This is a genomic window from Xylanibacter sp., assembly GCF_057607445.1.
Genome location: NZ_DBLZAX010000009.1, coordinates 60161 through 75626, shown reverse-complemented (window position 1 = coordinate 75626; position 15466 = coordinate 60161). Strand labels below are relative to the sequence as shown.

The window sequence follows — 15466 nt, the reverse complement described above, 5'->3', positions numbered from 1 at the left end:
TTATGACATGTCATCATTTGCATGTGTGCAGAAAATGTGTTAACTTTGCACCGCAAATTACAAATAGTAAATATTTAAAAATATGAAAGCATTTGTTTTTCCCGGACAGGGAGCACAGTTTGTAGGTATGGGCAAAGACCTGTACGAGAGTAATCCATTGGCAAAAGAACTTTTTGACAAGGCTAATGACATTCTCGGTTATAAGATAACAGACATCATGTTCAACGGAACAGATGAAGAACTTAAGCAGACAAAGGTAACTCAGCCTGCAGTATTCCTTCATAGTGTAATCAGTGCATTGTGCATGGGTGATGCTTTTGCTCCTTCAATGGTTGCCGGTCACTCTCTCGGAGAGTTCTCTGCTCTCGTTGCTGCCGGTGCATTGAGCTTTGAGGATGGACTTAAGCTTGTCTATGCTCGTGCAATGGCAATGCAGAAGGCCTGTGATGCTGCTCCTTCTACAATGGCTGCAATAATAGGTCTTCCTGATGAAAAGGTAGAGGAAATTTGTGCCGAAGTAAACAAGGAGGGACATGTATGTGTTCCTGCAAACTTTAACTGTCCTGGACAGCTCGTTATAAGTGGTAATATTGAAGCTATAAATGAAGCTTGTGAGAAGCTTAAGGCAGCAGGAGCTAAGCGTGCTCTTCCGCTGAAGGTCGGAGGCGCTTTCCATTCTCCTCTTATGCAGCCGGCTAAAGACGAACTTCAGGCAGCTATTGAGGCAACAGAATTCAGCGAGCCTAAATGTCCTGTATATCAGAATGTTGACGCTAAGCCTCATACTGATGCTGCTGAGATAAAGAACAATCTTATTGCACAGCTTACAAGTTCTGTAAAGTGGACTCAGTGTGTTCAGAACATGATTGCTGATGGTGCCGACGACTTTACTGAGTGCGGACCCGGCAAGGCTTTGCAGGGAATGATTGCCCGTATCGACAAAAATGTTTCAGCTCATGGCATTGCATAAACAGCAATGATGAAACATCATAAGATACTTATATATCAAATCTTTACGCGCCTTTTCGGCAACCGTTCATATAATTGCGTTGAAAATGGAACTCTTGCCGAAAATGGCTGCGGAAAGATGAGTTTTTTTGACGATTCGGTATTAAGACGTATAAAAAAACTCGGTGTAACACATGTCTGGTATACAGGTGTTATACGTCATGCTTCTAAAACAGACTATTCTGCATTTGGCATCCCGTGCCAGCATCCTGCTGTAGTTAAGGGTAGGGCAGGATCACCATATGCCATTGTCGACTATTATGACATCGACCCGGATTTGGCTGATGATGTTGACAGGCGTATGGAAGAATTTGAGGCTTTGCTGCAGCGCAGCCATAAGGCCGGGCTTAAGGTTATTATCGATTTTGTGCCAAATCATGTTGCACGCCAATATAAATCGGTAAAGAAGCCTGATGGGGTGAAGGACTTTGGTGAGACAGATGATGTTAACAAAGGGTTTTATCCTGATAATAATTTCTATTATTGCCCTAATGAGAGCTTCGCTCCATATTTTGATTTAAAAGGTGAAGCAGATGATTCATATAGTGAATATCCTGCCAAGGCTACCGGAAATGACCATTTCGATAATCATCCTGGTATTAACGACTGGTATGAAACCGTTAAATTAAACTACGGTATTGATTATTGTGATGCAGGTGGCCGTTCTTATCATTTCGCTCCTGTGCCAGATACATGGCATAAAATGAGAGATATACTCTCGTTTTGGGCAGCTAAAGGTGTTGACGGCTTCCGTTGTGATATGGCTGAGATGGTGCCTTCCGAATTCTGGTATTGGTGTATTGGTAAGATAAAGACAGATTATCCTGATATAGTGTTTATTGGCGAGGTATATAATCCATCACTTTACAGGAGCTATTTGGGGAGCGGTTTCGACTATCTTTATGACAAAGTCGGCATGTATGATTGCCTTTGCAGAGTCATCCGCGGAGAAAGTGCTGCTTCAGACATAACTTACCAGTGGCAGGCTGTTGACGATATAAAGGAGCATATGCTTTATTTCCTTGAGAACCATGACGAACAGCGCTTGGCCAGTGATTTCCTTTCTGGTAATGCATACAAGGCTTTGCCGGCTGTTGTTGTAAGTGCCTTGCTCTACAACAATCCGTTTATGTTATATGCCGGTCAGGAGTTTGGCGAACGTGGTATGGACAAGGAGGGATTTAGCGGTTTGGATGGACGCACTACGATATTCGATTATTGGACGGTTGCATCTCTTTACAATGGGTATGTGAACAGACGTAAGCTTACATCAGATGAAAAACGTCTGGAAAAGGCTTATTCAGCCATTCTTAATATAGCCAAGAAGGAAAAGGCTGTGAGTGAAGGCATGTTTTTTGATTTGATGTATGTGAATCCTAAAAGTGACATTTTTGATTCTCATCGTCAGTATGCTTTTCTTAGAAAGGCAGATAATGAGGTGTTGCTTGTTGTGGTTAATTTCTCAGATTCAGATGTTACATGTGGCGTAAATATACCCAGGCATGCATTTGATTATATGCAGATGGCAGAGAAATCTGTCAATGCAACTGATTTGCTCACAGGCGACACTGTTATGCTGCCATTTAAGGCAGATTCTGCTGTAGAATTAAATATTCCTGCATACGGAGCTCGGATATATAAATTTTTAGTATAGAAATCATTATATCATACATCTTTCTATCAGTTCATAAATTAATGCCATGGCAGAAGATTATATTTTGAATGCGCACAATAAGGAAGAATTTCCACCTGCACATACTGCAGAACATCTTCTCAATCAGACAATGATACGAATGTTTGGTTGTGAGCGGTCAACTAATGCTCATATTGAGCGCAAAAAAAGTAAGATAAGTTATGTTCTTGACCATAAGCCTTCCCGTCATGAGGAACGTGATATTGAGAGGAAGATGAATGAGCTTATCGATGAGGACTTGCCTGTAAGTTTCGAGTTTGTCAATCGTGATAATGTGCCTGAGGGAGTGTCGCTTGACAGGCTGCCGGAAGATGCGTCTGAAATATTGCGTTTAGTCCGTATTGGCGATTATGATATATGCCCGTGTATCGGTAAGCATGTGCGTTCTACGTCTCAAATTGGCCGATTTGAAATTCTAGGAACTAATTGGGATGAAGAGAAACATACTTTCCGTATAAGATTTAAAATTGTGCAATAAATAATCTTTCGCGATTTTGTAAGTCTTAAATATAAAAAAGATGTGCCCAAATATGGACACATCTTTTTTATTTTGTTTCAATTTCCTCCTGCATGTCAATAAAATGCTTCTTGCTGTCATAAAATTCGTATTGCAAGAAGGCCATTTTCTGAGAAGGAATTACATGTACGCCCATGCCATATTTCATCTGCCATTTGCGTTTAAGGCTTATTATGCCTTGATTGATATATGCTGCTACATAGGGATGTACATGCAGATAGAATTTCTTAATTCCAATCTTATTGACTAGTCTGTCAATTTTTCTCTCAAGCTGGTCAACAAAAAGTATGCTGGATTTTATCGTTCCTTTGCCAAAACAAGTAGGGCAGGTTTCTTCCACATTAACATCCATTGCAGGACGGACTCTTTGGCGTGTTATTTGCATAAGTCCGAATTTACTTAGTGGTAAGATATTGTGTCGTGCACGATCTTTTTGCATATTCTTGCACATTCGTTCATAGAGCAGTTGCCTGTCTTCGGCTAGGTTCATGTCTATGAAGTCTACAACAATAATACCTCCCATATCTCTTAAGCGCAATTGTCGTGCAAGTTCGTCTGCTGCGCCAAGATTAACATCAAGTGCATTGGCTTCCTGGCCATTTGCGGAGCGTGTTCTGTTTCCGCTATTAACGTCTACAACGTGCAGGGCTTCTGTGTGTTCTATAATTAGATATGCACCATGCTTGTAGTTTACAATTTTGCCAAAGCTCGATTTTATCTGTTTGGTGATGTTAAAATTGTCAAAGATCGGGACATTACCAGAGTACATCTTTACTATATTTGCCTTGTCCGGGGCAATTAGGGTTACGTAATGTTTTACTTCTTTGTAGACCTCTTCATCATTTATATATATATTTTCGTATGACGGATTAAACAGGTCGCGTAACAATGCAACGACACGACTAGTTTCCTCATATATTAGTTGAGGTCTTTTTTCTGTCTTTTGTACTTTAGTAATGGTTTCCTCCCAACGCTTTAAGAGAATCTTCAGTTCGGTGTCAAGTTCTGCAACTCTTTTGCCTTCGGCAACAGTACGTACAATAACGCCAAAATTTTTAGGCCTTATACTGTTGATTAGCTGTTTGAGTCGTGCTCGTTCCTCACCACTTTTAATTTTTGAAGAAACAGAAACTTTATCATTAAATGGTATCAGAACCAAATAACGTCCTGCAAAACTTAACTCACCAGTCAGTCTGGGACCTTTTGTTGATATTGGCTCTTTAACAATCTGTACCATCACCTCTTGTCCGACACGCAACGTATTCTGTATGCTTCCGTCTTTTTTCAAATCAGGAAGATGAGTCGCTTTTGACAAGGGGAAAAGTTTCTTTCTGTCGCTTTTTACTTGTTTTAAATACTTTTCGTATGAGTCAAATTGGCTTCCTAAGTCAAGATAATGGAGAAAAGCATCACGTTCGAAACCAACATCTACAAAACAGGCATTAAGCCCCGGCATCAGTTTTTTGACTTTTGCCATATAGATGTTGCCAACTGAGAAAGACGCTGAGCGCTGCTCAGTCTGATACTCTACTAGATTTTTATCTTCCAGCAGGGCAATCGAAATCTCTTTCTGTTGGACGTCAATTACAACTTCGCTGGTCATTTCTGGTTTTCTGAACTTAGTTTTGTCAAAAAAGAGGGCATGTCCACCGGTCGTTATAGGCTGTGATGACATGCCCTTTAATTTCTGAATTTACAGACTTATCGAAGCAATTTACTTGCTCTTATGTCTGTTCTTTCTTAATCTTTTTTTACGCTTGTGTGTAGCCATCTTGTGGCCCTTTTTCTTCTTACCGCTTGGCATAGCTTATAAATTTAAATGGTTTATATAATATTGTTAAATTAAAAATCCGCACTTATTCGCCTTTCATTTTGCTTACAAAACTCTTAGCGGGCTTAAAGCTTGGAAAATCGTGAGCTTTAATAACTATTGTGGTATTCTTTGATATGTTACGTGCCGTTTTCTCGGCTCTATGCTTAACGATGAAACTGCCGAAACCGCGCAGGTATACATTTTCTTTCTTTTCAAGTAAGCTTGTTTTTATAACTTCCATGAAAGCTTCAACTGTTGCAGAAACATCTTTTTTCGCAATACCTGTTGATTCTACAATTTCCTCAATTATATCTGCCTTAGTCATTTTTATATGAATTTACTATTTATCGGTTCTTAACTTTTCATTTGGGCGTGCAAATATAATAGTTTTTGTTGTGAAACGGAAATTTATTTTGCTTTTTTTGCGATTTTGAAGCCTTAAATATGCTCTAAATCACTAACTTACATAATTTTGTCATTAATTATGTGTCGCAATTTATGTGAATATTATTTTTATTGTAAGTTATTAAAAAGTGATTTTACGCTTCCGCATAATATATGGTTATTATTATATTTTATTGGTTTTTAATTGTTCTGTTTTTCATTATCCTTACTTTTTGAATTAATCAATTTGCTTTTATGTCTGATTGGCATTAAACAGAACCGCCTTAACATCTGATTAAATGTTAAGGCGGTTGGTCTGTTTATACTTTTTCTCTTATTTAGTTTCTATAAAATCAGGCTGCCTATTTGGTAACAGCATGCAGAAACGCACCATGCCAGAAATGTTGTATAAACCATTGTAAATATTGGCCACTTCCAACTACCTGTCTCGCTTTTTATTGCTGCAATTGTTGCTATACAAGGGAAATAAATCAATACAAATAGCAAATACGAAAAGGCAATGAGCGGAGTTATTCCGTCCGCCTGCATCTTTTTATTCAGAATTTGATATTTTTCAGATTCATTGGATACATTATCTTCATCGGCATAAAGTACACCCATTGTTGATGCTATGATTTCTTTTGCGCCAACTCCTGCTACAAGACTAACGTCAAGTTTCCAGTCGAAGCCTTGTGCCCTGAATATAGGTTCAATTGATTTTCCGATGACTCCAATATAGCTTTGTTCTTTTTGTTCTTGATTGCTTAATTGTTCATTATGAGGGAAATAACCTAAGGCCCATACTATTAGACTTGCAACGAGAATTATTCCTCCCATTTTTTTTAGGTACTGCTTGCCTTTTTCCCAAGTATGGCGTAGTATGGCTTTTGCTGTAGGAAATCTGTATGGAGGCAGTTCCATGACGAAAGGAGTGTCGTCTCCTTTAATAAGCCATCTGCTGAATATGCGGCTCATTAGCACAGCCATAGCTATGCCGATGACATAAAGGGATATCATGATGAGCGACTGATATTTTACTGCAAAGAATGTACCTATAATCATTATGTAGATAGGTAGGCGTGCGCTGCAGCTCATAAGTGGCAATACCAATATCGTAATTAGTCGGCTGCGTCTGTTTTCGATAGTTCGTGTTGCCATTACGGCTGGTACGTTGCATCCAAATCCCATGATAAGCGGAATGAACGATTTACCGTGCAGTCCCATCTTGTGCATTACTTTATCCATGATGAAAGCAGCTCGGGCCATGTAGCCAGAGTCTTCCATGAATGAAATTATAAAGTATAAGATCAATATTTGAGGAAGAAATACGATTACGGCTCCAACACCTGCTATAGCCCCGTCAATGACCATGGCTTTAAGTGGGCCGTCCGGCATTATAGATCTCATGAATTCACTTATGAGATTTACACCACTTTCAATCCAGTCCATAGGGTATTGGCCTAACGTGAACGTAATTTCAAACATTAGGTACAAGAATATGAAAAATAGTGGGAAACCAATGTATTTGTTTGTTATTATGGCGTCAAGGACATGAGTAAGCTGATATGTGTCTGTTTTGTTTCCTTCTTCACAACCAGCTTCTTTCATGGCTCCATGTATGATGCCATATTTTGCATTCATTATGGCTGTTTCGCTGTCTTCTCTGGTTTCTTTGAGAATTAGTTCAGCTGCGTTGTCCCGAATTTTTATGATATCTTCTCCGTTTGGAAGGTCTTTTACCTGAGTTTCTATTTTTGAATCTTTCTCAAGTAACTTTATTGCCAGGAAACGTGTTGAATATTTGTAACGGATTTGTTCGTTTTTTTGTATTTCCTTTTTTACATCGTCAATTGCTTGTTCTATGTATTTTCCATGATTTAAATGGATGTGTCTGAGATTGTTCTTTCCCGGTTCGGTAACACCTTCATATACGTTTATGACAGTTTTGAAGAGTTCGTCAATGCCGCGTCCGGTTTTAAATACTGTAGGGACAAATGGCATTCCGAATAATTCACCGAGTTTATCGTAGTCAAGTTTGTCCCCTCTAGATTCAAATTCGTCGAACATGTTTAATGCTCCGACAATTTTGAGATTCATGTCAACCAGTTGTGTCGTAAGGTAGAGGTTTCTTTCAATGTTGCTTGCATCAATAACATTAATAATGACATCAGGAGTATTGTCGATTATTTGTTTACGTACATATAATTCTTCGGGGCTATATGCTGAAAGTGAGTATGTGCCAGGCAAATCTACCAGATTGAAACGATATCCATTGTATTCAGCGTGTCCTTCTTTGGCGTCTACTGTAACACCAGAGTAATTGCCGACTCTTTCGTGTGCGCCAGATGCAAAATTGAATAATGATGTCTTTCCGCAATTGGGATTACCTACCAAAGCAACGTTTATTGTATGACTTTTTTCCAATGCAACTTTGTGGAGCATTTCATCTGTGAGCAGATAGTCTTCATCTGCTGTTTGAGATATGTTTGTCATTCCCAACTTCTTCGCCTCTTCTTCTTCTAGCTGCGGGGCGTTGTCGGCCGGTATGATCTCAATCATTGCGGCTTCTGTATGCCGTAATGAGATTTCATACCCCATTATTTGATATTTCACGGGGTCCTGAAGTGGAGCGTTAAGCAGTACTTTGACGATTTTTCCTCTGATGAATCCCATTTCAACAATGCGTTTGCGAAATCCACCATGTCCCATTACCTTAACAATAACACCTCTTTCTCCTGTCTTTAGTTCTGATAATCTCATCTTTTTGCCATTTTAATAAGTAATGCAAAAGTAACAAAAAATAATGATTTCGTATTTATATTTTAGTAAAATACCTATTAATGATGATAAGTTAGTTAATGTGTTGCCTATATTTATATTTTTGGCTATAGATTATCATTATGCAATGGTAATATTTTGCTTTTCTTGAAGCCTAAGGAGAGTCTGATGTCGTTTTGGTAAAAATGTTTTGCAGGAAAAGGAATGTGAAATAATTGTCGCACATCCTTTTCCTGCAAAATTGTTTATAATTAATTTCTTATTGTTTAGAAATGATAATCGGGTTTTCTTGTTCCTTTTTCCATTCTTTTAAATAGTCAAACCATTTTTCTGCATTGTGAAAACCGAACTTTTCATTGTCACTGCAGAATGTGATTTTATAGTTTATCTCATTAGTTTTTGAACTAATTACGAAAGCATAGTTGTCTTTATTGGCGGCTTCTTCGCTGATAATGTATTCTTGTGGTATGTAAATTCCCAAGCCTACTGTTTCGCGCTTATGTCCTGCGCTGTCTTTTTCAGATACAGGCCAATCTGTTCCCCAACATCCACGTAAACCTTGTTTGTCTGAAAATTCCTTAGAATTTTTTACGTTTATTATACCTGTAGAGAATTTATACTTATCTACGCTTTTGCTGAATGTAGCTTTGACATAGCATTCTCTTCTTCCTGCATAAAGAATGTAAAGAGTGGTCATGTCTATTGGTTCCTGACCAGGTTGCGGACGCCATGCAACATCCTTAACTTCAACAATTGTACGTAATGGGCCGCGTGAAATGATGCGTTGGCTTCTTTTGTCGACATCAGTAAGCATTGTTGGCTTACTTCCGTCCCAGCCTCTAAGTGTGCCTAAGCCTAACGTTGAACCTACCCATAATACATCATCTCCGAAACCTGCTTTTTTCTGATTTTCGTCAGGATAGAATTGTGTTTGTTTTAATTCCAGACCTTTGTTGTATTTTCCGTAGATGTCAACAGTTTGTCTATGGTCGAAATATATTCTGTATGCGACCATGTCGTTCTCAAAAGCAGCTCCGTGGTGATGTAATGACCAATAAGGATTCACGTCTCTATCTACAGTTAGATGAGAAATATATAAGTTCTGTTTATTGCTTTCTTTTATTTTTTTATTACTCAAAAGCATTTCTACATAAACTTCTGATGGATATTCCTTGGGCAGTCCTTCATTGGACAATGTGATATTTATTTTTTTTGAAGATTTTTTTTCAATATCAGTAATGAAACAGAGTTCATCCATTATGCCATCCTGGTTAATGTCGTCAAGCTGACATGGTATTTCTTTACCTTCACATTTTACTGTTGCTGATCTTACAATGTCTGTGTTATAGTCCTTCAGGTTGAGCACTATTGGCTCATTGAGCTTTGATGTTTTGGAATTGTTTGTAACTGTAATTGTGATGTCTTTCTGGGAAAATCCAGGAATACTGAGCAGCAGAGTTATTACGCCTGTTAATATTTTTTTGTTCATAGCAATTAATTTTTATTCAATGCAAAGATACGTCTAAATAATTTAAATGCAAAATTGAAATTGGCTTATAACAAATATTGTTGTATTATATGTATAAAAACAAAGTTGATTTATGCTTTTGTTAATGTTAGTTGTTTATTAATAAATGTGGAATATAAATTCATTATTGTTGACTGATTTTTATAAAATTAAAGTTAAATTGCCGTTTTTTAGAGTTTAATTTAATTTTTTTAGCTAATATGTTTGGGGATAATTAGTTTTTTACTAACTTTGCAGGGTAAAAGATTAATGTGTAGTGAAGTTTTCCAAATGGTTATTAGTATTATCAGTTTTTCTTCTTGAGGCATGTGAGCTTAAATTGAAGCCTTTTGAAGATGAGAGCGTCAAGCAACGTATTGAGGTATGTCGCTATGACCGCTTGGAAAGTCAGTATCTTACGACTGGAGATTTCTCTGCATTACAGCAGATGAATACAGACTTTCCTATGGAAACGAGAACATTACTTGAGGATGTTTTGAGAATTGGTGAGGTAAATGATCCGCAGATTAATCACAAGTTTTTGGCATTTTATCAAGATTCTACGCTTCAGACAATACTATCAGATGCAGAGGCTCAGTATGCAAATATGGATGATATAAACAAACTGTTAAACAGTTCGTTTGACCGTCTTAAAGTTTATATTCCAACGTTACCGATACCTCAGATATATGCTCAAATTGGTGCGTTAGATCAAAGTATTGTTGTTGGAAACCAGACCATAGGCATCTCATTGGATAAGTATTTGGGTAAAGATTATCCTTTGTATAAAAAATATTATTATCCATCACAGATCAAGACAATGACGCGAGATAATATAGTACCTGATTGCCTTAATTTTTATCTTCTCAGTCTTTATCCTATGCATGATTTCGAATCACGTACCCAGCTAGAGAGAGATTTGCATATAGGAAAGATTATGTGGGTTTGTAATATTGCTTTGGGATATAAATTTTTTAAATCCCGTTATGTCAATATGATAGACCAATATATGAATAAAAATAAGTCAATTTCAATAGAAAATCTTCTTAAGAACAATGATTATTCGTACATTATAAAGATGTAGAATGTAAATTTTGATATTGGAATATTCTGAAATTTTATATATTCAACAATATAAAAATACCCAAGAGTACGTTTTCGTATCTTGGGTATTTTTATATTGTTGAATTTTATCAACTCTCTTTAACTATGTCAGGGTCGCTAATTCTTATTTTACAGGAATTTTCTCAATTCTTCTCTGATGGCGTCCACCTTCAAAGGCAGTCTTAAAGAATACATCAAGTATTTTTTCGGCTGTTTTATTGTCAATAAAACGTCCAGGTAATACGATTACATTTGCATCATTATGTTGGCGTATGAGTTCACTTATTTCAGGTGACCAAACCAAGCCGGCACGAACACCCTGATGCTTGTTCAATGTAATAGCCATACCTTCACCACTTCCGCAGATACCGATGCCTGGATATACTTCTCCGCTTTCAATTCCTTCAGCCAAAGGATGTGCAAAATCGGGGTAATCACAGCTCATGTCACTATATGTGCCATAATCTTTATACTGATAGCCATGGTCTTCCAAATATTGGATGACAAACTTTTTTAACGGAAAGCCTGCATGATCGCATGCTAGTCCTACAGTCTTGATGTCCATAATTATTCCTCCATAAATAATTTAACCTGTTTGTATACGTTTTCGGCTGTATATCCGAGTTTTTCATCCAATACTTTATATGGCGCAGAGAATCCGAAGCTTGGCATTCCAAATACTTTACCATTGGCACCTACCAAACCTTCCAATGTTACAGGCAGACCTGCTGTCATGCCAAATATTTTGGCGTTTTTAGGAAGTATACTTTCTTGGTATTCTTTGCTTTGATTGCGGAAGAGACCTTCACTAGGAACGCTTACGATGCGGATCTTTATTCCGTCTTTACGGAGAAGTTCTGCACCGGCAACCAATGTTGATACTTCAGAACCATCAGCTAAGAGTATTACATCGAAGTCTTCATCTGAACCTGCGACAACATATGCTCCCTTGCGTGCCTGTTCGTAGTCATTTCCAGCCGGAAGTTTTGCTATGTTCTGGCGTGAGAATATAAGTGCTGTAGGCGTTTCCATATTTTCCATGGCCATAGCCCAACATACTGTTGTTTCATCTGCGTCAGCAGGACGGAAGACTCTTACGCTGTCTTTTCCATGATGGTTCTTGAGTTTTTCCATCAGTCTGATTTGTGCTTCCTGCTCAACAGGTTCGTGTGTAGGTCCGTCTTCACCTACTCTGAATGCATCGTGTGTCCAGATAAATTTGATTGGCACTTCCATTAATGCAGCCATACGTACAGCAGGTTTCATGTAATCAGAGAATACGAAGAATGTTCCACATGCAGGAATTACGCCGCCATGGAGATACATACCGATGCACATGCATGCCATTGTGAGTTCGCTTACACCAGCCTGGAAGAAAGCTCCGCTGAAATCATCTCTTACCATTGATGATGTCTTTTTCAAGAAACCGTCAGTCTTGTCGCTATTTGACAAATCGGCAGATGAACAGATCATATTAGGAACTTGTTCTGCAAGTACGCCAAGGCATGCGGCAGATGCTGCACGTGTAGCCGATCCTTCTTTCTGAACAACAGCACTCCAATCTACTTTAGGAGCATTGCCGCTGAACCATTCTTTCATCTGTGCAGCTTTTTCAGGATTTGCTTTAGCCCATGCTTCTTCTTCAGCATGACGTTTTGCTACAATTTGCTTTAATTCTTCTTTGCGTCTTGCATATAATTCCTGTACTTCGGGGAATATCTGGAATGGGTTTTCAGGATCACCTCCAAGGTTCTTTATTGTATTTACATATGCATTTCCGCCAAGAGGTGCACCATGTGTCTTGATACTGTGCTCATAGCTTGTGCCGTCCTCTTTAAGTGCACCTTTACCCATTACGGTTTTTCCGATGATGAGGGTAGGGCGGTGTTCTTCTTTTTGTGCCTGTTTTAGGGCCTCACGTATTTCGTCAACGTCATTTCCGTTTATTTTAATTACGTTCCATCCCCAAGATTTGTATTTCGCTTCAGTGTCTTCGTTCATAACAACACCACATTCTGTTGAAAGCTGGATGTCATTTGAATCATAGAACATAATAAGATTGTTCAGACCAAGTGTACCTGCAAGACGGCCTGTACCTTGTGATATCTCTTCTTCTATACCACCATCAGAAATATATGCATATATTTTGTGCTGCATAACTTCTTTTCCAAGACGTGCTTCCAAAAATTTTTCTGCAACAGCGGCACCGGCGGCAAAAGTATGTCCCTGACCAAGAGGACCGGATGTGTTTTCTATACCGCGCTTAACGTCTCTTTCAGGATGTCCAGGAGTTGGTGAATCCCATTGACGGAACATGGCTAGTTCTTCCAATGTGAATTTCCCTTGCAGGCATAATGCGCTGTATAGCATCGGAGACATGTGTCCTGGATCGAGGTAAAAACGGTCTCTGCCTTCCCATGAAGGATTTTCAGGATCGTATACTAAAAACTCTGAGAATAATACATTGATAAAGTCTGAACCTCCCATGGCACCTCCGGGGTGTCCTGAGTTTGCTTTTTCTACCATAGATGCAGCGAGAATACGTATGTTGTCTGCTGCTTTGTTCATTAATTTTTTATCGTTCATTATATTTAGTATTAAATTTGATGATTTTCGGGTTATATCTAATAATTTGAAATTATCTTACTTATTACATGCAAAGATAGTTAAATCTTATGATAAAACAAAAGAAATAGACGTTTAAACTTCAATAAAGTTAATAATGATTTTATCCGCTTTTCAGCAATTGTTTTTATAAGATGATGCCTTATTGTTTATGGTTGCTATTTGCGTTTAATGATAAATGTCTGTTGGTTTTATTTTCATTAATTTACTCCATACGAAATGTGGCATTTGGGCTTGCGATATGATATGTTTCTTCATCTAAAAGATAACCGTTTGACTTCTAAAAGGAGTCTGTTTAAAATGTCACAATGAAAGTGGCGTTAATGTCTGAGTGACAGACACTAACGCCATCTTAGACCCTAGAATAGCTCTTTTTCTGTAAATTGTCCGAGTTTTAGATATTTTTTGTATATATCCTCGTATGCTTTTACATTTTCAGGCTGTGGAATATATTCTTTAGAGAATCCGCTATTCATATTTTCTATTGCATCTTCAACTTTCTCATATATTCCTGCTGCTGTTGCTGCAAACATTGCGGCTCCTAATGCGCATGCTTGGTCTGTATTGCAAACTTTTATTGGCTTATTGATGACATCACACATTGTCTGCATTACAAATGGTGATTTAAGCGCGATGCCTCCAATGCCTATGACATTGTCGATTACTATTCCTTCGCTTTCAAATCTGTCAACAATAGCTTTTGTTCCATATGCCGTGGCTTCTACTAATGCACGGAAAACTTGTGGGGCATTTGAGCCTAGAGTGAATCCGGCAATTGTTCCTTTTAGCAACTGATTCGCATCTGGAGTGCGTCGTCCGTTTATCCAGTCGGTTGCGATCATCGTGCTTTCGCAGACAGGTATTTTTTCTGCTTCTTCGGTTAGTTTGACGATAATTTTATCGCAAGTTTTTTCAACAATATTGTCAATTTCTTCTTTAGATAATTTATCGCCGATTGTTTGAGGCAGGATTTCTCTTACGGGGAATTCAAGTATTCTTCTGAACATGGCATAGACATCGCCAAAACTTGACTGACCTGCTTCAAGGCCAACCATTCCGGGAATTACGCTGCCATCAACTTGTCCACAGATACCTTTTATGCATTTTGTACCGATTTCATCATATGATGCAACCATAACGTCGCATGTTGATGTTCCTATTACACGTACAAGCGTATGAGGAGTAACTCCGGCACCAACAGCACCCATATGACAATCGTATGCGCCTCCGGCAACAACAACATCTTCATTAAGTCCTAGACGCTCTGCCCATTCTTTGCATAGATGTCCGACAGGTTTATCTGCAGTTTCTGTCTCCTCGAACAGTCGGGCACGGAATCCGGCAAGTTTAGGCTCTAATGAAACAAGAAAATCTTCAGAAGGAAGACCTCCCCATTCTTTATGCCACATTGCCTTATGGCCACATGCACAGCGGCTGCGGACAATGTCTTTTGATTTATTTACACCGGTCAGTACAGCTGGCAGCCATTCACAATATTCAACTATTGAATATGCCTTCTGAGCAACCTTGCTGTCTTCACGTAAGATGTGCATCGCTTTTGCCCAGAACCATTCAGCAGAATATATGCCACCTTCATATTTAGCATAGTTTATTTCTGACTTTGCACATGCTAAGTTTATCTCTTCAGCTTCTTTTACTGCAGTATGGTCTTTCCATAATACAAACATTGCATTTGGATTGTCCTCGAATTCTGGCAGCATTGCCAATGGAGTGCCAGTCTCGTCTGTGAAGGCAGGTGTTGATCCTGTTGTGTCAAAGGCAATTCCGACAACATTCTTGGCAACTTCTTGTGGACATTGGCTTAAAGCATCTTTTACCGTGCCTTCCAGCACCTCAAGGTAATCCTTGGGATGCTGGCGCCATTGGTTTGCTTTAGGGTTGCAATATAATCCTTGTTTCCATCGTGGATAATATTGTACGCTGGTTGCTAATATTTCACCCGTTGTAGCATTTACAACTAAAGCCCTGGCTGAATCACTTCCGTAATCAAGGCCTATAACGTATTTTGTCATAAAA

The 15466-nt window shown here is 38.6% G+C and carries 9 protein-coding genes and 1 pseudogene; 3 read left to right on the top strand and 7 right to left on the bottom strand.

Translation table 11 applies throughout. From position 1 onward, the window contains the following. Nucleotides 1–82: 82 nt before the first annotated feature. The gene (gene fabD, locus ACZMIG_RS08485) at nucleotides 83–970 is read left to right on the top strand and encodes an ACP S-malonyltransferase (RefSeq protein WP_021854594.1); all 888 of its coding nucleotides are present in this window, start codon (nucleotides 83–85) and stop codon (nucleotides 968–970) included. 9 nt (nucleotides 971–979) lie between these two features. Continuing rightward, nucleotides 980–3179: pseudogene (locus ACZMIG_RS08480) on the top strand (alpha-amylase family glycosyl hydrolase). 67 nt (nucleotides 3180–3246) lie between these two features. On the opposite strand, the gene ACZMIG_RS08475 reads toward ACZMIG_RS08480, so the two are convergent. From ACZMIG_RS08475 to ACZMIG_RS08460, 4 genes are all read right to left on the bottom strand, one after another. After that, nucleotides 3247–4821 (bottom strand): Rne/Rng family ribonuclease, encoded by a 1575-nt coding sequence (locus ACZMIG_RS08475; protein ID WP_053398124.1) that lies wholly within the window; start codon nucleotides 4819–4821, stop codon nucleotides 3247–3249. Between the two features lie 253 nt (nucleotides 4822–5074). Further along, nucleotides 5075–5356, bottom strand: coding sequence for an HU family DNA-binding protein (locus ACZMIG_RS08470; protein WP_021854589.1), 282 nt, complete (start codon nucleotides 5354–5356; stop codon nucleotides 5075–5077). 404 nt (nucleotides 5357–5760) lie between these two features. Continuing rightward, on the bottom strand, nucleotides 5761–8175 hold the full coding sequence (gene feoB / locus ACZMIG_RS08465) for a ferrous iron transport protein B (RefSeq protein ID WP_302023237.1): 2415 nt from the start codon (nucleotides 8173–8175) through the stop codon (nucleotides 5761–5763). A gap of 277 nt (nucleotides 8176–8452) precedes the next feature. Then, a complete protein-coding gene (locus ACZMIG_RS08460) occupies nucleotides 8453–9682 on the bottom strand; it encodes a DUF4861 domain-containing protein (protein ID WP_418874319.1) in 1230 nt (409 codons plus the stop codon). Between the two features lie 295 nt (nucleotides 9683–9977). On the opposite strand from ACZMIG_RS08460, the gene ACZMIG_RS08455 reads away from it, so the two are divergent. Then, a complete protein-coding gene (locus ACZMIG_RS08455) occupies nucleotides 9978–10784 on the top strand; it encodes a gliding motility protein GldB-related protein (protein WP_021854585.1) in 807 nt (268 codons plus the stop codon). Between the two features lie 144 nt (nucleotides 10785–10928). Here ACZMIG_RS08455 and rpiB read toward each other — a convergent pair whose 3' ends face one another. From rpiB to ACZMIG_RS08440, 3 genes are all read right to left on the bottom strand, one after another. After that, nucleotides 10929–11369, bottom strand: a complete 441-nt coding sequence (rpiB, locus tag ACZMIG_RS08450) for a ribose 5-phosphate isomerase B (protein ID WP_021854584.1) — start codon at nucleotides 11367–11369, stop codon at nucleotides 10929–10931. Between the two features lie 2 nt (nucleotides 11370–11371). Then, the gene (locus ACZMIG_RS08445) at nucleotides 11372–13390 is read right to left on the bottom strand and encodes a transketolase family protein (protein ID WP_053398111.1); all 2019 of its coding nucleotides are present in this window, start codon (nucleotides 13388–13390) and stop codon (nucleotides 11372–11374) included. 398 nt (nucleotides 13391–13788) lie between these two features. After that, on the bottom strand, nucleotides 13789–15462 hold the full coding sequence (locus tag ACZMIG_RS08440) for a ribulokinase (RefSeq protein WP_302697567.1): 1674 nt from the start codon (nucleotides 15460–15462) through the stop codon (nucleotides 13789–13791). Nucleotides 15463–15466: the final 4 nt, after the last annotated feature.